This is a genomic window from Lelliottia sp. AC1 (assembly GCF_023278595.1).
Taxonomy (GTDB): Bacteria; Pseudomonadota; Gammaproteobacteria; order Enterobacterales; family Enterobacteriaceae; genus Enterobacter; species Enterobacter nimipressuralis.
In genome coordinates this window covers 3,975,353-3,989,690 of sequence record NZ_CP025699.1, presented here as the reverse complement: position 1 = coordinate 3,989,690, position 14,338 = coordinate 3,975,353, and the positions used below count along the sequence as shown (strand labels likewise).

At 49.9% G+C, this 14,338-nt stretch carries 29 protein-coding genes and 1 pseudogene; 29 read left to right on the top strand and 1 reads right to left on the bottom strand.

Going from position 1 to position 14,338, the window contains the following annotated elements; genetic code table 11:
• The 3 genes and pseudogenes from tuf to bfr form a co-directional block, all read left to right on the top strand.
• A pseudogene (gene tuf / locus C0560_RS19015) lies at nt 1-327 on the top strand (elongation factor Tu); the annotation flags it as partial.
• Between the two features lie 185 nt (nt 328-512).
• Nucleotides 513-707, top strand: a complete 195-nt coding sequence (gene bfd, locus C0560_RS19010) for a bacterioferritin-associated ferredoxin (protein WP_015960719.1) — start codon at nt 513-515, stop codon at nt 705-707.
• A 72-nt stretch (nt 708-779) separates the two neighbouring features.
• A complete protein-coding gene (gene bfr / locus C0560_RS19005; RefSeq protein WP_095283671.1) occupies nt 780-1,256 on the top strand; it encodes a bacterioferritin in 477 nt (158 codons plus the stop codon).
• On the opposite strand, the gene C0560_RS19000 is transcribed toward bfr, so the two are convergent.
• Nucleotides 1,240-1,713, bottom strand: a complete 474-nt coding sequence (locus C0560_RS19000; RefSeq protein ID WP_248859244.1) for an A24 family peptidase — start codon at nt 1,711-1,713, stop codon at nt 1,240-1,242. The two genes, bfr and C0560_RS19000, sit on opposite strands and share 17 nt — an antisense overlap.
• Nucleotides 1,714-2,099: 386 nt before the next feature.
• Between C0560_RS19000 and rpsJ the strand changes: the two genes are divergently transcribed.
• From rpsJ to rpsD, 26 genes are all read left to right on the top strand, one after another.
• Nucleotides 2,100-2,411 (top strand): 30S ribosomal protein S10, encoded by a 312-nt coding sequence (gene rpsJ / locus C0560_RS18995; RefSeq protein WP_001181005.1) that lies wholly within the window; start codon nt 2,100-2,102, stop codon nt 2,409-2,411.
• Between the two features lie 32 nt (nt 2,412-2,443).
• Complete coding sequence (rplC, locus tag C0560_RS18990) at nt 2,444-3,073, top strand: 50S ribosomal protein L3 (protein WP_016538466.1); 630 nt, start codon at nt 2,444-2,446, stop codon at nt 3,071-3,073.
• 10 nt (nt 3,074-3,083) lie between these two features.
• Entirely contained in the window at nt 3,084-3,689 is a 606-nt protein-coding gene (rplD, locus tag C0560_RS18985) for a 50S ribosomal protein L4 (RefSeq protein ID WP_015960716.1), read from the top strand.
• Entirely contained in the window at nt 3,686-3,988 is a 303-nt protein-coding gene (gene rplW, locus C0560_RS18980) for a 50S ribosomal protein L23 (RefSeq protein ID WP_004868363.1), read from the top strand. The genes rplD and rplW overlap by 4 nt, the downstream gene beginning before the upstream one ends.
• 17 nt (nt 3,989-4,005) lie before the next feature.
• Complete coding sequence (rplB, locus tag C0560_RS18975; protein WP_042312092.1) at nt 4,006-4,827, top strand: 50S ribosomal protein L2; 822 nt, start codon at nt 4,006-4,008, stop codon at nt 4,825-4,827.
• A gap of 16 nt (nt 4,828-4,843) precedes the next feature.
• Nucleotides 4,844-5,122, top strand: coding sequence for a 30S ribosomal protein S19 (gene rpsS / locus C0560_RS18970; RefSeq protein ID WP_001138115.1), 279 nt, complete (start codon nt 4,844-4,846; stop codon nt 5,120-5,122).
• Nucleotides 5,123-5,136: 14 nt separating this feature from the next.
• Nucleotides 5,137-5,469, top strand: a complete 333-nt coding sequence (gene rplV, locus C0560_RS18965; protein WP_002919773.1) for a 50S ribosomal protein L22 — start codon at nt 5,137-5,139, stop codon at nt 5,467-5,469.
• A 17-nt stretch (nt 5,470-5,486) separates the two neighbouring features.
• On the top strand, nt 5,487-6,188 hold the full coding sequence (rpsC, locus tag C0560_RS18960; protein ID WP_000529945.1) for a 30S ribosomal protein S3: 702 nt from the start codon (nt 5,487-5,489) through the stop codon (nt 6,186-6,188).
• A gap of 12 nt (nt 6,189-6,200) precedes the next feature.
• The gene (gene rplP / locus C0560_RS18955; RefSeq protein ID WP_002919759.1) at nt 6,201-6,611 is read left to right on the top strand and encodes a 50S ribosomal protein L16; all 411 of its coding nucleotides are present in this window, start codon (nt 6,201-6,203) and stop codon (nt 6,609-6,611) included.
• The gene (rpmC, locus tag C0560_RS18950) at nt 6,611-6,802 is read left to right on the top strand and encodes a 50S ribosomal protein L29 (RefSeq protein ID WP_032614707.1); all 192 of its coding nucleotides are present in this window, start codon (nt 6,611-6,613) and stop codon (nt 6,800-6,802) included. Before rplP ends, rpmC begins: the two co-directional genes overlap by 1 nt.
• Nucleotides 6,802-7,056, top strand: coding sequence for a 30S ribosomal protein S17 (rpsQ, locus tag C0560_RS18945; protein WP_006817275.1), 255 nt, complete (start codon nt 6,802-6,804; stop codon nt 7,054-7,056). Before rpmC ends, rpsQ begins: the two co-directional genes overlap by 1 nt.
• A 166-nt stretch (nt 7,057-7,222) precedes the next feature.
• Complete coding sequence (gene rplN / locus C0560_RS18940) at nt 7,223-7,594, top strand: 50S ribosomal protein L14 (protein ID WP_015960712.1); 372 nt, start codon at nt 7,223-7,225, stop codon at nt 7,592-7,594.
• 10 nt (nt 7,595-7,604) lie between these two features.
• Nucleotides 7,605-7,919 carry a 50S ribosomal protein L24 gene (rplX, locus tag C0560_RS18935; RefSeq protein ID WP_016538464.1) on the top strand — a complete coding sequence of 105 codons (315 nt, stop codon included), beginning with the start codon at nt 7,605-7,607 and terminating at the stop codon, nt 7,917-7,919.
• Nucleotides 7,920-7,933: 14 nt separating this feature from the next.
• Nucleotides 7,934-8,473, top strand: a complete 540-nt coding sequence (gene rplE, locus C0560_RS18930) for a 50S ribosomal protein L5 (RefSeq protein ID WP_015960710.1) — start codon at nt 7,934-7,936, stop codon at nt 8,471-8,473.
• Nucleotides 8,474-8,487: 14 nt separating this feature from the next.
• Nucleotides 8,488-8,793 carry a 30S ribosomal protein S14 gene (rpsN, locus tag C0560_RS18925; RefSeq protein ID WP_015960709.1) on the top strand — a complete coding sequence of 102 codons (306 nt, stop codon included), beginning with the start codon at nt 8,488-8,490 and terminating at the stop codon, nt 8,791-8,793.
• 33 nt (nt 8,794-8,826) lie between these two features.
• Complete coding sequence (gene rpsH / locus C0560_RS18920; protein ID WP_006178918.1) at nt 8,827-9,219, top strand: 30S ribosomal protein S8; 393 nt, start codon at nt 8,827-8,829, stop codon at nt 9,217-9,219.
• A gap of 12 nt (nt 9,220-9,231) precedes the next feature.
• Nucleotides 9,232-9,765, top strand: coding sequence for a 50S ribosomal protein L6 (gene rplF, locus C0560_RS18915; protein WP_100778650.1), 534 nt, complete (start codon nt 9,232-9,234; stop codon nt 9,763-9,765).
• 9 nt (nt 9,766-9,774) lie between these two features.
• On the top strand, nt 9,775-10,128 hold the full coding sequence (rplR, locus tag C0560_RS18910; protein ID WP_015960708.1) for a 50S ribosomal protein L18: 354 nt from the start codon (nt 9,775-9,777) through the stop codon (nt 10,126-10,128).
• Between the two features lie 14 nt (nt 10,129-10,142).
• A complete protein-coding gene (gene rpsE / locus C0560_RS18905; protein WP_002438697.1) occupies nt 10,143-10,643 on the top strand; it encodes a 30S ribosomal protein S5 in 501 nt (166 codons plus the stop codon).
• A gap of 6 nt (nt 10,644-10,649) precedes the next feature.
• Nucleotides 10,650-10,829 carry a 50S ribosomal protein L30 gene (gene rpmD, locus C0560_RS18900; protein ID WP_003863301.1) on the top strand — a complete coding sequence of 60 codons (180 nt, stop codon included), beginning with the start codon at nt 10,650-10,652 and terminating at the stop codon, nt 10,827-10,829.
• Between the two features lie 3 nt (nt 10,830-10,832).
• Nucleotides 10,833-11,267 carry a 50S ribosomal protein L15 gene (gene rplO / locus C0560_RS18895; protein ID WP_100778651.1) on the top strand — a complete coding sequence of 145 codons (435 nt, stop codon included), beginning with the start codon at nt 10,833-10,835 and terminating at the stop codon, nt 11,265-11,267.
• Nucleotides 11,268-11,274: 7 nt separating this feature from the next.
• Entirely contained in the window at nt 11,275-12,606 is a 1,332-nt protein-coding gene (gene secY, locus C0560_RS18890) for a preprotein translocase subunit SecY (protein WP_095283665.1), read from the top strand.
• Nucleotides 12,607-12,637: 31 nt separating this feature from the next.
• Complete coding sequence (rpmJ, locus tag C0560_RS18885; protein WP_000868187.1) at nt 12,638-12,754, top strand: 50S ribosomal protein L36; 117 nt, start codon at nt 12,638-12,640, stop codon at nt 12,752-12,754.
• Nucleotides 12,755-12,900: 146 nt separating this feature from the next.
• Nucleotides 12,901-13,257: a 30S ribosomal protein S13 gene (gene rpsM / locus C0560_RS18880; RefSeq protein WP_003031135.1), complete on the top strand. Its 357-nt coding sequence runs from the start codon at nt 12,901-12,903 to the stop codon at nt 13,255-13,257.
• Between the two features lie 16 nt (nt 13,258-13,273).
• Entirely contained in the window at nt 13,274-13,663 is a 390-nt protein-coding gene (gene rpsK, locus C0560_RS18875; RefSeq protein WP_003031137.1) for a 30S ribosomal protein S11, read from the top strand.
• Nucleotides 13,664-13,697: 34 nt separating this feature from the next.
• Nucleotides 13,698-14,318 (top strand): 30S ribosomal protein S4, encoded by a 621-nt coding sequence (gene rpsD / locus C0560_RS18870; protein WP_100778652.1) that lies wholly within the window; start codon nt 13,698-13,700, stop codon nt 14,316-14,318.
• Nucleotides 14,319-14,338: the final 20 nt, after the last annotated feature.

Below are 14,338 nucleotides of genomic sequence, written 5' to 3'. Positions count from 1 at the left end.
ATCGAACGTGGTCAGGTACTGGCTAAGCCAGGCTCTATCAAGCCGCACACCAAATTCGAATCTGAAGTTTACATCCTGTCCAAAGATGAAGGCGGCCGTCATACTCCGTTCTTCAAAGGCTACCGTCCACAGTTCTACTTCCGTACAACTGACGTGACCGGTACCATCGAACTGCCAGAAGGCGTAGAGATGGTAATGCCAGGCGACAACATCAAAATGGTTGTTACCCTGATCCACCCAATCGCGATGGATGACGGTCTGCGTTTCGCAATCCGTGAAGGCGGCCGTACTGTTGGTGCGGGCGTTGTAGCTAAAGTTCTGGGCTAATTACTCGTTAATTAGTTTTGAATAAAAAAAGGGCGCTTCGGCGCTCTTTTTTGTGCCCTGAATTCATTGCCCGTCACAATTATTCGCATTTTTTGTTAGCTGCCGGCGCGTCCAGGAACGGATGTGCTATTGTAATCATAATTATTCTCACTTACACTTTGATCATAAATTGAGCGGGAGTTTTTATGTACGTTTGTTTGTGTAATGGTGTGAGTGACAAAAAAATACGTCAGGCCGTTCGCCAGTTTCACCCTCAGTCTTTCCAGCAGCTTCGAAAATTTGTTCCAGTAGGAAATCAATGCGGTAAGTGCGTTCGCGCGGCGCGCGAGATAATGCAGGACGAATTGACGCAGATCCCGGAATACAAAGAGATCGCCTGAGGCTCTATCTTTTTTTTGACATCCCTGCAGCCCCATCTACGCTTCAATAAGTGGAAGCGGAGGGACTATATAATGAAAGGTGATGTTAAAATCATAAGTTATCTCAATAAATTATTGGGAAATGAGCTTGTCGCAATCAATCAGTATTTTCTCCATGCGAGAATGTTCAAAAATTGGGGCCTGACGCGCCTCAATGATGTCGAATACCATGAATCCATCGATGAGATGAAACATGCCGATAAATACATCGAGCGTATTCTATTTCTCGAAGGTATCCCGAATTTGCAGGATCTCGGGAAGCTGGGTATTGGTGAAGATGTCGAAGAAATGCTGCAATCCGATCTCCGTCTTGAACTTGAAGGGGCGAAGGATCTTCGTGAAGCCATTGCCTACGCTGACAGCGTTCATGATTACGTCAGCCGTGACATGATGATCACCATTCTGGCTGACGAAGAGGGCCATATCGACTGGCTGGAAACTGAGCTGGACCTCATCGGAAAAATTGGTCTGCAAAACTACCTGCAATCTCAGATTAAAGTGGCAGATTAAGTAAGCTCTGCCAACCCGACACTAAACCTGCTGCCGCCAGAAATGGGCCAAACGGTAGTGGGTTTTTATGTATCTGTTGTCCCGGTTTCATGACCATCTGAATCAGCACAAAGCCTATTGCCAGAATTGCAGCAGACAAAGCCATCGCCGGAAGAACGCACCAGCCGTGCCAGGCGCCTAACGCAGCAAGATACTTCACATCTCCATATCCTAGCCCTTCTCGTTTAAACACCATACGATAACCCCAATAAATACAGGCAAAGCCGATGTATCCCGCCATCGCACCCATTACGGCGCTGGCGAGAAAATCAGGATGGATCATGAGATGGAAAAGAAGGCCTGTCCAAAGTAATGGACAAAGGAATTTGTCGGGTAAAAGGCCTGAGCGGATATCTTCGCGCACCAGAAGACAGGTCAAGACTGCATAGAGCATCAGAAAGGGAAGGGCGGTTAGCATGGTTTAAGCCTCAGAAAGTATCGCAGCGCTATCCTCTTCCGGGCGTTATTGCAGGGCAAACAGCAAAAGTTGTCTTTGCGAGAAACCTTCCAGCGAATCACGCTAGCTCGACACGCTTTGCAACCCGATGTCGAGCGGCTACGCAAAACGCACCACGAAAGCCTGTTTTATAAACTGCACTTGCGTTGTAGTCAGATTTACGTATAATGCGCGGGCTTGTCGTAATTGACAGCTGGTTCAATCTGAACCTGAGTAACCCTGTTTTTCGTTACTCAACAATGCTCCCAATTGGGGGGCTACGTAAGAACGGTTACACTCTCCCATCAATCGTAATGGGTTTGAGTAGTAATCATTTTCGTTTATAAAATAATTGGAGCTCTGGTCTCATGCAGAACCAAAGAATCCGTATCCGCCTGAAAGCGTTTGATCATCGTCTTATCGATCAATCAACCGCGGAAATCGTCGAGACTGCTAAGCGCACTGGTGCGCAAGTCCGTGGTCCGATCCCGCTGCCGACCCGCAAAGAGCGTTTTACCGTTCTGATCTCTCCGCACGTTAACAAAGATGCGCGTGATCAGTACGAAATTCGTACTCATAAGCGTCTGGTTGACATCGTTGAGCCAACTGAGAAAACCGTTGATGCTCTGATGCGTCTGGATCTGGCTGCCGGTGTAGACGTGCAGATCAGCCTGGGTTAATCAGGTCATCGAGCGATTGAGAGGTTGAAACAATGATTGGTTTAGTCGGTAAAAAAGTGGGTATGACCCGCATCTTCACTGAAGATGGCGTTTCTATCCCAGTAACCGTAATCGAAGTTGAAGCAAACCGCGTTACTCAGGTTAAAGACCTGGCTAACGATGGCTACCGTGCTGTTCAGGTTACTACCGGTGCTAAAAAAGCTAACCGTGTAACCAAGCCGGAGGCTGGTCACTTCGCTAAAGCTGGCGTTGAAGCTGGCCGTGGTCTGTGGGAATTCCGTCTTGCTGAAGGCGAAGAGTTCACCGTAGGTCAGGACATTAGCGTTGAGCTGTTTGCTGAAGTTAAAAAAGTTGACGTAACCGGTACCTCTAAAGGTAAAGGTTTTGCTGGTACCGTTAAGCGCTGGAACTTCCGTACCCAGGACGCTACCCACGGTAACTCCTTGTCTCACCGCGTTCCGGGTTCTATCGGTCAGAACCAGACTCCGGGCAAAGTGTTCAAAGGCAAGAAAATGGCAGGTCAGCTGGGTAACGAACGTGTAACTGTTCAGAGCCTGGACGTAGTACGTGTTGACGCTGAGCGCAACCTGCTGCTGGTTAAAGGTGCTGTTCCCGGTGCAACCGGTAGCGACCTGATCGTTAAACCAGCTGTGAAGGCGTAAGGGGATAGCAATGGAATTAGTATTGAAAGACGCGCAGAGCGCGCTGACTGTTTCCGAAACTACCTTCGGTCGTGATTTCAACGAAGCGCTGGTTCACCAGGTTGTAGTTGCTTATGCAGCTGGTGCTCGTCAGGGTACTCGTGCTCAGAAGACTCGTGCTGAAGTAACTGGTTCCGGCAAAAAGCCGTGGCGCCAGAAAGGTACCGGCCGTGCGCGTTCAGGTTCTATCAAGAGCCCGATCTGGCGTTCCGGTGGCGTGACCTTCGCTGCTCGCCCGCAGGACCACAGTCAAAAAGTAAACAAAAAGATGTACCGCGGCGCGCTGAAAAGCATTCTGTCCGAACTGGTACGTCAGGATCGTCTGATCGTTGTCGAGACGTTCTCTGTAGAAGCGCCTAAAACTAAGCTGCTGGCACAGAAACTGAAAGACATGGCTCTGGAAGATGTGCTGATCATCACCGGTGAGCTGGACGAAAACCTGTTCCTGGCTGCGCGCAACCTGCACAAGGTTGACGTACGCGATGCAACTGGTATCGACCCGGTTAGCCTGATCGCCTTCGACAAAGTCGTAATGACTGCTGATGCTGTTAAGCAAGTTGAGGAGATGCTGGCATGATTCGTGAAGAACGTCTGCTGAAGGTGCTTCGTGCACCGCACGTTTCTGAAAAAGCGTCTGCTGCGATGGAAAAAACAAATACCATCGTTCTCAAAGTTGCTAAAGACGCGACCAAAGCAGAAATCAAAGCTGCTGTGCAGAAACTGTTTGAAGTCGAAGTCGAAGTCGTTAACACCCTGGTCGTTAAAGGGAAAGTTAAACGTCACGGACAGCGTATCGGTCGTCGTAGCGACTGGAAAAAAGCTTACGTCACCCTGAAGGAAGGCCAGAATCTGGACTTCGTCGGCGGCGCTGAGTAAGTCGGAGGAGTAATACAATGGCAGTTGTTAAATGTAAACCGACATCTCCGGGTCGTCGCCACGTCGTTAAAGTGGTCAACCCAGAGCTGCACAAGGGCAAACCTTTTGCTCCGCTGGTTGAAAAAAACAGCAAATCCGGTGGTCGTAACAACAATGGCCGTATCACCACTCGTCACATCGGTGGTGGTCACAAGCAGGCTTATCGTATTGTTGACTTCAAACGCAACAAAGACGGTATCCCGGCAATTGTTGAGCGTCTTGAGTACGATCCGAACCGTTCCGCGAACATCGCGCTGGTTCTGTACAAAGATGGCGAACGCCGTTACATCCTGGCCCCTAAAGGCCTGAAAGCTGGCGACCAGATTCAGTCTGGCGTTGATGCTGCAATCAAAGCAGGTAACACCCTGCCGATGCGCAATATCCCGGTTGGTTCTACCGTTCATAACGTAGAAATGAAACCAGGTAAAGGCGGTCAGCTGGCACGTTCCGCTGGTACTTACGTTCAGATCGTTGCTCGTGATGGTGCTTATGTCACCCTGCGTCTGCGTTCTGGTGAAATGCGTAAAGTAGAAGCAGACTGCCGTGCAACTCTGGGCGAAGTTGGCAATGCTGAGCATATGCTGCGCGTTCTGGGTAAAGCAGGTGCTGCACGCTGGCGTGGTGTTCGTCCTACCGTTCGCGGTACTGCGATGAACCCAGTCGACCACCCACATGGTGGTGGTGAAGGTCGTAACTTTGGTAAGCACCCTGTAACTCCATGGGGCGTTCAGACCAAAGGTAAGAAGACCCGCAGCAACAAGCGTACTGATAAATTTATCGTACGTCGCCGTAGCAAATAATTTTAGAGGATAAGCCATGCCACGTTCTCTCAAGAAAGGTCCTTTTATTGACCTGCACTTGCTGAAGAAGGTAGAGAAAGCGGTGGAAAGCGGAGACAAGAAGCCCCTGCGCACTTGGTCCCGTCGTTCAACGATCTTTCCTAACATGATCGGTTTGACCATCGCTGTCCATAATGGTCGTCAGCACGTTCCAGTCTTTGTTTCCGACGAAATGGTCGGTCATAAACTGGGTGAATTCGCACCGACTCGTACTTATCGCGGCCACGCTGCTGATAAAAAAGCGAAGAAGAAATAAGGTAGGAGGAAGAGATGGAAACTTTAGCTCAACATCGCCATGCTCGTTCTTCTGCTCAGAAGGTTCGCCTTGTTGCTGACCTGATTCGCGGTAAGAAAGTGTCGCAGGCCCTGGACATCCTGACCTATACCAACAAGAAAGCTGCGGTATTGGTCAAGAAAGTACTGGAATCTGCCATTGCTAACGCTGAACACAACGATGGCGCTGACATTGACGATCTGAAAGTTGCGAAAATCTTCGTAGACGAAGGCCCAAGCATGAAGCGCATTATGCCGCGTGCGAAAGGTCGTGCAGATCGCATCCTGAAGCGCACCAGCCACATTACTGTGGTTGTGTCCGATCGCTGAGACTCTGGAGACTAGCAATGGGTCAGAAAGTACATCCTAATGGTATTCGCCTGGGTATTGTAAAACCATGGAATTCAACCTGGTTTGCGAACACCAAAGAATTCGCTGACAACCTGGACAGCGATTTTAAAGTACGTCAGTACCTGACTAAGGAACTGGCTAAAGCGTCTGTATCTCGTATCGTTATCGAGCGTCCGGCTAAGAGCATTCGTGTGACTATTCACACCGCTCGCCCGGGTATCGTTATCGGTAAGAAAGGCGAAGACGTAGAAAAACTGCGCAAGGTCGTAGCGGATATCGCTGGCGTTCCTGCACAGATCAATATCGCTGAAGTTCGTAAGCCTGAACTGGACGCTAAATTGGTTGCTGACAGCATCACTTCACAGCTGGAACGTCGTGTTATGTTCCGTCGTGCTATGAAGCGTGCTGTACAGAACGCAATGCGTCTGGGCGCTAAAGGTATCAAAGTTGAAGTTAGCGGCCGTCTCGGCGGCGCGGAAATCGCACGTACCGAATGGTACCGCGAAGGTCGCGTACCGTTGCACACTCTGCGTGCTGACATCGACTACAACACCTCTGAAGCGCACACCACTTACGGTGTAATCGGCGTTAAGGTATGGATCTTCAAAGGTGAGATCCTGGGTGGTATGGCTGCTGTTGAACAACCGGAAAAACCGGCTGCGCAACCTAAAAAGCAGCAGCGTAAAGGCCGTAAATAAGGAGCGTCGCTGATGTTACAACCAAAGCGTACAAAATTCCGTAAAGTGCACAAAGGCCGCAACCGTGGTCTGGCGCAGGGTACGGATGTTAGCTTCGGCACTTTCGGTCTGAAAGCTGTTGGCCGTGGTCGTCTGACTGCACGTCAGATCGAAGCAGCACGTCGTGCAATGACCCGTGCAGTTAAGCGTCAAGGTAAAATCTGGATCCGTGTATTCCCGGACAAACCAATTACCGAGAAGCCGCTGGAAGTTCGTATGGGTAAAGGTAAAGGTAACGTGGAGTATTGGGTTGCCTTGATTCAGCCGGGTAAAGTCCTGTATGAAATGGACGGCGTACCGGAAGAGCTAGCCCGTGAAGCATTCGGCCTGGCAGCAGCGAAACTGCCGATTAAAACCACCTTTGTAACTAAGACGGTGATGTAATGAAAGCAAATGAGCTGCGTGAAAAAAGCGTTGAAGAGCTGAACGCTGAGCTGCTGAACCTGCTGCGTGAGCAGTTTAACCTCCGCATGCAGGCTGCAAGTGGCCAGCTGCAACAGACTCACCTGCTGAAGCAAGTGCGTCGTGATGTTGCACGCGTTAAGACTTTACTGACTCAGAAGGCGGGTGCGTAATGACCGATAAAATCCGTACTCTGCAAGGTCGTGTTGTTAGCGACAAAATGGAGAAATCCATTGTCGTTGCTATCGAACGCATTGTGAAACACCCGATCTACGGTAAATTCATCAAGCGTACGACCAAACTGCACGTACATGACGAGAACAACGAATGCGGTATCGGTGACGTGGTTGAAATCCGCGAATGCCGTCCGCTGTCCAAGACTAAGTCCTGGACGCTGGTTCGCGTTGTAGAGAAAGCCGTTCTGTAATACAGTTAGGCCTCTCAATACGAATACACGGCTCAGTAATGAGCCGTGTATTTTTTCTACCCATATTGTAGAACCGGTGTTATAATGCCGCGCCCTCGATATGGGGCTTTTCGACGACTCTGATTTTAGGGTCTCAGGTAGTAGTTGACATTAGCGGAGCACTAAAATGATCCAAGAACAGACTATGCTGACCGTCGCCGACAACTCCGGTGCACGTCGCGTAATGTGTATCAAGGTTCTGGGTGGCTCGCACCGTCGCTACGCAGGCGTAGGCGACATCATCAAGATCACCATCAAAGAAGCAATTCCACGTGGTAAGGTCAAGAAAGGTGATGTGCTGAAAGCGGTAGTGGTGCGCACCAGGAAGGGTGTTCGTCGCCCTGACGGTTCTGTCATTCGCTTCGATGGTAATGCATGCGTTATTTTAAACAATAACAGCGAGCAGCCTATCGGCACGCGTATCTTTGGGCCGGTAACTCGTGAACTTCGTACTGAAAAGTTCATGAAAATTATCTCTCTGGCACCAGAAGTACTCTAAGGAGCGAATCATGGCAGCGAAAATCCGTCGTGATGACGAAGTTATCGTGTTAACCGGTAAAGATAAAGGTAAACGCGGTAAAGTAAAAAATGTTCTGTCTTCCGGCAAGATCATTGTTGAAGGTATCAACCTGGTTAAGAAACATCAGAAGCCGGTTCCGGCCCTGAACCAACCAGGTGGCATCGTTGAAAAAGAAGCTGCAATTCAGGTTTCTAACGTTGCACTCTTCAACGCGGCAACCGGCAAGGCTGACCGTGTAGGCTTTAGATTCGAAGACGGCAAAAAAGTCCGTTTCTTCAAGTCTAACAGCGAAACTATCAAGTAATTTGGAGTAGTACGATGGCGAAACTGCATGATTACTACAAAGACGAAGTAGTTAGCAAACTCATGACTGAGTTTAACTACAATTCTGTCATGCAAGTCCCTCGGGTCGAGAAGATCACCCTGAACATGGGTGTTGGTGAAGCGATCGCTGACAAGAAACTGCTGGATAACGCAGCAGCTGATCTGACAGCAATCTCCGGTCAAAAGCCGTTGATCACCAAAGCACGCAAATCTGTTGCAGGCTTCAAAATCCGTCAGGGCTATCCGATCGGCTGTAAAGTAACTCTGCGTGGCGAACGCATGTGGGAGTTCCTTGAGCGCCTGATCTCTATTGCTGTTCCACGTATCCGTGACTTCCGTGGCTTGTCCGCTAAGTCATTCGATGGTCGTGGTAACTACAGCATGGGTGTCCGTGAGCAGATCATCTTCCCAGAGATCGACTACGATAAAGTCGACCGCGTGCGTGGTTTGGATATTACCATTACCACTACTGCGAACTCTGACGAAGAAGGCCGTGCTCTGCTGGCTGCCTTTGACTTCCCGTTCCGCAAGTAAGGTAGGGTTACTGAATGGCTAAGCAATCAATGAAAGCACGCGAAGTAAAGCGCGTAGCTTTAGCTGATAAATTCTTCGCTAAACGCGCTGAACTGAAAGCGATCATTTCTGATGTGAACGCTTCCGACGAAGATCGTTGGAACGCAGTTCTGAAGCTGCAGTCTCTGCCGCGTGATTCCAGCCCGTCTCGTCAGCGTAACCGCTGTCGTCAAACTGGTCGTCCGCACGCTTTCCTGCGGAAGTTCGGGTTGAGCCGTATTAAGGTCCGTGAAGCCGCTATGCGCGGTGAAATCCCGGGTCTGAAAAAGGCTAGCTGGTAATTGTCACCAATTGAATCACGGGAGTAAAGACAGATGAGCATGCAAGATCCGATCGCGGATATGCTGACCCGTATCCGTAACGGTCAGGCCGCGAACAAAGTTGCGGTCACCATGCCTTCCGCCAAGCTGAAAGTGGCAATTGCCAATGTGCTGAAGGAAGAAGGTTTTATCGAAGATTTTAAAGTTGAAGGCGACACCAAGCCGGAACTGGAACTTACTCTTAAGTATTTCCAGGGTAAAGCTGTTGTAGAAAGCATTCAGCGTGTCAGCCGCCCAGGCCTGCGCATCTATAAGAAAAAAGATGAGCTGCCTAAAGTTATGGCTGGTCTGGGTATCGCAGTTGTTTCTACCTCTAAAGGTGTTATGACTGATCGTGCAGCGCGCCAAGCTGGTCTTGGTGGCGAAATTATCTGCTACGTAGCCTAATCGGAGGAAAGAATGTCTCGTGTTGCTAAAGCACCGGTCGTCATTCCTGCCGGCGTTGATGTAAAAATCGACGGTCAGGTTATTACGATCAAAGGTAAAAACGGCGAGCTGACTCGTACCCTCAACAATGCTGTTGAAGTTAAACATGCAGATAATGCTCTGACCTTCGGTCCGCGTGATGGTTTCGTGGATGGATGGGCTCAGGCTGGTACCGCGCGTGCCCTGCTGAACTCAATGGTTGTTGGTGTTACCGAAGGCTTCACTAAAAAGCTTCAGCTGGTTGGTGTAGGTTATCGTGCAGCTATCAAAGGGAATGCAGTAGGCCTGTCTCTGGGCTTCTCTCACCCCGTTGAGCATCAGCTGCCTGCTGGTATCACTGCAGAATGTCCGTCTCAGACTGAAATCGTGCTGAAAGGCGCGGATAAACAGCTGATCGGTCAGGTTGCAGCAGACCTGCGCGCCTACCGTCGTCCTGAGCCTTATAAAGGCAAGGGTGTTCGTTACGCCGACGAAGTCGTGCGTACCAAAGAGGCTAAGAAGAAGTAAGGTAACACTATGGATAAGAAATCTGCTCGTATCCGTCGTGCGACCCGCGCACGCCGCAAGCTCAAAGAGCTGGGTGCAACTCGCCTGGTGGTACATCGTACCCCGCGTCATATTTACGCACAGGTCATTGCACCAAACGGTTCTGAAGTTCTGGTAGCTGCTTCTACTGTAGAAAAAGCTATTACTGAACAATTGAAGTACACCGGTAACAAAGACGCTGCTGCAGCTGTCGGTAAAGCTGTTGCTGAACGCGCTCTGGAAAAAGGCATCAAAGTCGTGTCCTTTGACCGTTCCGGGTTCCAATATCATGGTCGTGTCCAGGCACTGGCAGATGCTGCCCGTGAAGCTGGCCTTCAGTTCTAAGGTAGAGGTGTAAGATGGCTCACATCGAAAAACAAGCTGGCGAACTGCAGGAAAAGCTGATCGCGGTTAACCGCGTATCTAAAACCGTTAAAGGTGGTCGTATTTTCTCCTTCACAGCTCTGACTGTTGTTGGTGATGGTAATGGTCGCGTTGGTTTTGGTTACGGTAAAGCGCGTGAAGTTCCAGCAGCGATCCAGAAAGCGATGGAAAAAGCCCGTCGCAATATGATTAACGTCGCGCTGAACCACGGCACCCTGCAACACCCTGTTAAAGGTGTTCACACGGGTTCTCGTGTCTTCATGCAGCCGGCTTCAGAAGGTACCGGTATTATTGCCGGTGGTGCAATGCGCGCCGTTCTCGAAGTCGCTGGAGTTCATAACGTTCTGGCTAAAGCATATGGTTCCACCAACCCGATTAACGTGGTTCGTGCAACTATTGATGGCCTGGAAAATATGAATTCTCCAGAAATGGTCGCTGCCAAGCGTGGTAAATCCGTTGAAGAAATTCTGGGGTAATTGACCATGGCAAAGACTATTAAAATCACTCAAACCCGCAGTGCAATCGGTCGTCTGCCGAAACACAAGGCAACGCTGCTTGGCCTGGGTCTGCGTCGTATTGGTCATACCGTTGAGCGTGAGGATACTCCCGCTGTACGTGGTATGGTCAACGCGGTTTACTTCATGGTTAAAGTTGAGGAGTAAGAGATGCGTTTAAATACTCTGTCTCCAGCCGAAGGCTCTAAAAAGGCGGGTAAACGCCTTGGTCGTGGTATCGGTTCTGGCCTCGGTAAAACCGGTGGTCGTGGTCACAAAGGTCAGAACTCTCGTTCTGGCGGTGGCGTACGTCGCGGTTTCGAGGGTGGCCAGATGCCACTGTACCGTCGTCTGCCGAAATTCGGTTTCACCTCTCGCAAATCAGCGATTACAGCGGAAATCCGTCTGTCTGACCTGGCGAAAGTTGAAGGCGGCGTTGTAGACCTGAACACGCTGAAAGCAGCAAACATTATCGGTATCCAGATCGAGTTCGCGAAAGTGATCCTGGCTGGTGAAGTAACTACTCCGGTAACTGTTCGTGGCCTGCGTGTTTCTAAAGGCGCTCGTGCTGCTATCGAAGCTGCTGGCGGTAAAATTGAGGAATAAGTAGCAGATGGCTAAGCAACCGGGATTAGATTTTCAAAGTGCCAAGGGTGGATTTGGCGAACTGAAACGCAGACTTTTGTTTGTAGTTGGTGCGCTGATCGTTTTCCGTATTGGCTCTTTTATTCCGATCCCTGGTATCGATGCCGCTGTACTTGCCAAACTGCTTGAGCAACAGCGAGGCACCATCATTGAGATGTTTAACATGTTCTCTGGTGGTGCTCTCAGCCGTGCTTCTATCTTTGCACTGGGTATCATGCCGTATATTTCGGCATCTATTATTATCCAGCTGCTGACGGTCGTTCATCCGGCCCTGGCAGAGCTGAAGAAAGAAGGGGAGTCTGGTCGTCGTAAGATCAGCCAGTACACCCGTTACGGCACTCTGGTGCTGGCAATATTCCAGTCGATCGGTATTGCTACCGGTTTACCGAATATGCCTGGTATGCAGGGCCTGGTTATTAACCCGGGCTTTGCATTCTATTTCACCGCTGTTGTAAGTCTGGTCACAGGGACTATGTTCCTGATGTGGCTCGGCGAACAGATTACTGAGCGAGGTATCGGTAACGGTATCTCAATCATTATCTTCGCCGGTATCGTTGCGGGACTCCCGCCAGCCATTGCCCATACGATCGAGCAAGCGCGTCAAGGCGACCTGCACTTCCTCCTGTTGCTATTGGTTGCAGTATTAGTATTTGCAGTGACGTTCTTTGTTGTCTTCGTTGAACGTGGTCAACGCCGCATTGTGGTGAACTACGCGAAACGTCAGCAGGGTCGTCGTGTCTATGCTGCACAGAGCACACATTTACCGCTGAAAGTGAATATGGCCGGGGTTATCCCAGCGATCTTCGCTTCCAGTATCATTCTGTTCCCAGCAACCATCGCGTCATGGTTCGGGGGCGGAACCGGTTGGAACTGGCTGACAACAATTTCGCTGTATTTGCAGCCTGGGCAACCGCTTTATGTGTTACTCTATGCGTCTGCAATCATATTCTTCTGTTTCTTCTACACGGCGTTGGTCTTCAACCCGCGTGAAACAGCAGATAACCTGAAGAAGTCCGGTGCATTTGTACCAGGAATTCGTCCGGGAGAGCAAACGGCGAAGTATATCGATAAAGTAATGACTCGTCTGACTTTGATTGGCGCGTTGTACATTACTTTTATCTGCCTGATCCCGGAGTTCATGCGTGATGCAATGAAAGTACCGTTCTACTTCGGTGGGACCTCACTGCTTATCGTTGTTGTCGTGATTATGGACTTTATGGCTCAAGTGCAAACTCTGATGATGTCCAGTCAGTATGAGTCTGCCTTGAAGAAGGCGAACCTGAAAGGCTACGGCCGTTAATTGGTCGCCCGAGAAGTTACGGAGAGTAAAAATGAAAGTTCGTGCTTCCGTCAAGAAATTATGCCGTAACTGCAAAATCGTTAAGCGTGATGGCGTCATCCGCGTGATTTGCAGTGCCGAGCCGAAACATAAACAGCGTCAAGGCTGATTATTTCGCATTTTTTTCTTGCAAAGTTGGGTTGAGCTGGCTAGATTAGCCAGCCAATCTTTTGTATGTCTGTACGTTTCCATTTGAGTATCCTGAAAACGGGCTTTTCAGCATGGTGCGTACATATTAAATAGTAGGAGTGCATAGTGGCCCGTATAGCAGGCATTAACATTCCTGATCAGAAACATGCTGTGATCGCATTAACTTCGATCTATGGCGTCGGCAAGACCCGTTCCAAAGCCATTCTGGCTGCAGCGGGTATCGCTGAAGATGTTAAGATCAGTGAGCTGTCTGAAGAACAAATCGACACGCTGCGTGACGAAGTTGCCAAATTTGTCGTTGAAGGTGATCTGCGCCGTGAAGTTAGCATGAGCATCAAGCGCCTTATGGACCTTGGTTGCTATCGCGGTTTGCGTCATCGTCGTGGTCTCCCGGTTCGCGGTCAGCGCACCAAGACCAACGCACGTACCCGTAAGGGTCCGCGCAAACCGATCAAGAAATAATCGGGGTGATTGAATAATGGCAAAGGCACCAATTCGTGCACGTAAACGTGTAAGAAAACAAGTCTCTGACGGCGTGGCTCATATCCATGCTTCTTTTAACAACACCATCGTTACTATTACTGATCGTCAAGGTAACGCATTGGGTTGGGCAACAGCCGGTGGTTCCGGTTTCCGTGGTTCTCGCAAATCTACTCCGTTCGCAGCCCAGGTTGCAGCAGAGCGTTGTGCAGAAGCCGTAAAAGAATACGGCATCAAGAATCTGGAAGTTATGGTTAAAGGTCCGGGTCCGGGTCGCGAATCAACTGTTCGTGCTCTGAACGCCGCTGGTTTCCGCATCACTAATATTACTGATGTGACTCCGATCCCTCATAACGGTTGTCGTCCGCCGAAAAAACGTCGCGTATAACGCTTACGTTTTCTAGGATTGTTGGAGATAGAAAATGGCAAGATATTTGGGTCCTAAGCTCAAGCTGAGCCGTCGTGAGGGCACCGACTTATTCCTTAAGTCTGGCGTTCGCGCGATCGATACCAAGTGTAAAATTGAACAAGCTCCTGGCCAGCACGGTGCGCGTAAACCGCGTCTGTCTGACTATGGTGTGCAGTTGCGTGAAAAGCAAAAAGTTCGCCGTACCTACGGTGTGCTGGAGCGTCAGTTCCGTAACTACTATAAAGAAGCAGCACGTCTGAAAGGCAACACCGGTGAAAACCTGTTGGCTCTGCTGGAAGGTCGTCTGGACAACGTTGTTTACCGTATGGGCTTCGGCGCTACTCGTGCTGAATCACGCCAACTGGTTAGCCATAAAGCAATCATGGTAAACGGTCGTGTTGTTAACATCGCTTCTTATCAGGTTAAAGCGAACGACGTTGTTAGCATTCGTGAGAAAGCGAAAACGCAATCTCGCGTGAAAGCCGCTCTGGAGCTGGCTGAGCAGCGTGAAAAGCCAACCTGGCTGGAAGTTGATGCTGGCAAGATGGAAGGCACGTTCAAGCGTCAGCCAGAACGTTCTGATCTGTCTGCGGACATTAACGAACACCTGATCGTCGAGCTTTACTCCAAGTAAAGCTTAGTACCAAAGAGAGG

Coding starts and splice junctions, on each gene's coding strand:
- bfd (WP_015960719.1), top strand. CDS start 513: ATGTACGTTTGTTTGTGTAATGGTGTGAGTGACAAAAAAATACGTCAG.
- bfr (WP_095283671.1), top strand. CDS start 780: ATGAAAGGTGATGTTAAAATCATAAGTTATCTCAATAAATTATTGGGA.
- C0560_RS19000 (WP_248859244.1), bottom strand. CDS start 1,713: ATGCTAACCGCCCTTCCCTTTCTGATGCTCTATGCAGTCTTGACCTGT.
- rpsJ (WP_001181005.1), top strand. CDS start 2,100: ATGCAGAACCAAAGAATCCGTATCCGCCTGAAAGCGTTTGATCATCGT.
- rplC (WP_016538466.1), top strand. CDS start 2,444: ATGATTGGTTTAGTCGGTAAAAAAGTGGGTATGACCCGCATCTTCACT.
- rplD (WP_015960716.1), top strand. CDS start 3,084: ATGGAATTAGTATTGAAAGACGCGCAGAGCGCGCTGACTGTTTCCGAA.
- rplW (WP_004868363.1), top strand. CDS start 3,686: ATGATTCGTGAAGAACGTCTGCTGAAGGTGCTTCGTGCACCGCACGTT.
- rplB (WP_042312092.1), top strand. CDS start 4,006: ATGGCAGTTGTTAAATGTAAACCGACATCTCCGGGTCGTCGCCACGTC.
- rpsS (WP_001138115.1), top strand. CDS start 4,844: ATGCCACGTTCTCTCAAGAAAGGTCCTTTTATTGACCTGCACTTGCTG.
- rplV (WP_002919773.1), top strand. CDS start 5,137: ATGGAAACTTTAGCTCAACATCGCCATGCTCGTTCTTCTGCTCAGAAG.
- rpsC (WP_000529945.1), top strand. CDS start 5,487: ATGGGTCAGAAAGTACATCCTAATGGTATTCGCCTGGGTATTGTAAAA.
- rplP (WP_002919759.1), top strand. CDS start 6,201: ATGTTACAACCAAAGCGTACAAAATTCCGTAAAGTGCACAAAGGCCGC.
- rpmC (WP_032614707.1), top strand. CDS start 6,611: ATGAAAGCAAATGAGCTGCGTGAAAAAAGCGTTGAAGAGCTGAACGCT.
- rpsQ (WP_006817275.1), top strand. CDS start 6,802: ATGACCGATAAAATCCGTACTCTGCAAGGTCGTGTTGTTAGCGACAAA.
- rplN (WP_015960712.1), top strand. CDS start 7,223: ATGATCCAAGAACAGACTATGCTGACCGTCGCCGACAACTCCGGTGCA.
- rplX (WP_016538464.1), top strand. CDS start 7,605: ATGGCAGCGAAAATCCGTCGTGATGACGAAGTTATCGTGTTAACCGGT.
- rplE (WP_015960710.1), top strand. CDS start 7,934: ATGGCGAAACTGCATGATTACTACAAAGACGAAGTAGTTAGCAAACTC.
- rpsN (WP_015960709.1), top strand. CDS start 8,488: ATGGCTAAGCAATCAATGAAAGCACGCGAAGTAAAGCGCGTAGCTTTA.
- rpsH (WP_006178918.1), top strand. CDS start 8,827: ATGAGCATGCAAGATCCGATCGCGGATATGCTGACCCGTATCCGTAAC.
- rplF (WP_100778650.1), top strand. CDS start 9,232: ATGTCTCGTGTTGCTAAAGCACCGGTCGTCATTCCTGCCGGCGTTGAT.
- rplR (WP_015960708.1), top strand. CDS start 9,775: ATGGATAAGAAATCTGCTCGTATCCGTCGTGCGACCCGCGCACGCCGC.
- rpsE (WP_002438697.1), top strand. CDS start 10,143: ATGGCTCACATCGAAAAACAAGCTGGCGAACTGCAGGAAAAGCTGATC.
- rpmD (WP_003863301.1), top strand. CDS start 10,650: ATGGCAAAGACTATTAAAATCACTCAAACCCGCAGTGCAATCGGTCGT.
- rplO (WP_100778651.1), top strand. CDS start 10,833: ATGCGTTTAAATACTCTGTCTCCAGCCGAAGGCTCTAAAAAGGCGGGT.
- secY (WP_095283665.1), top strand. CDS start 11,275: ATGGCTAAGCAACCGGGATTAGATTTTCAAAGTGCCAAGGGTGGATTT.
- rpmJ (WP_000868187.1), top strand. CDS start 12,638: ATGAAAGTTCGTGCTTCCGTCAAGAAATTATGCCGTAACTGCAAAATC.
- rpsK (WP_003031137.1), top strand. CDS start 13,274: ATGGCAAAGGCACCAATTCGTGCACGTAAACGTGTAAGAAAACAAGTC.
- rpsD (WP_100778652.1), top strand. CDS start 13,698: ATGGCAAGATATTTGGGTCCTAAGCTCAAGCTGAGCCGTCGTGAGGGC.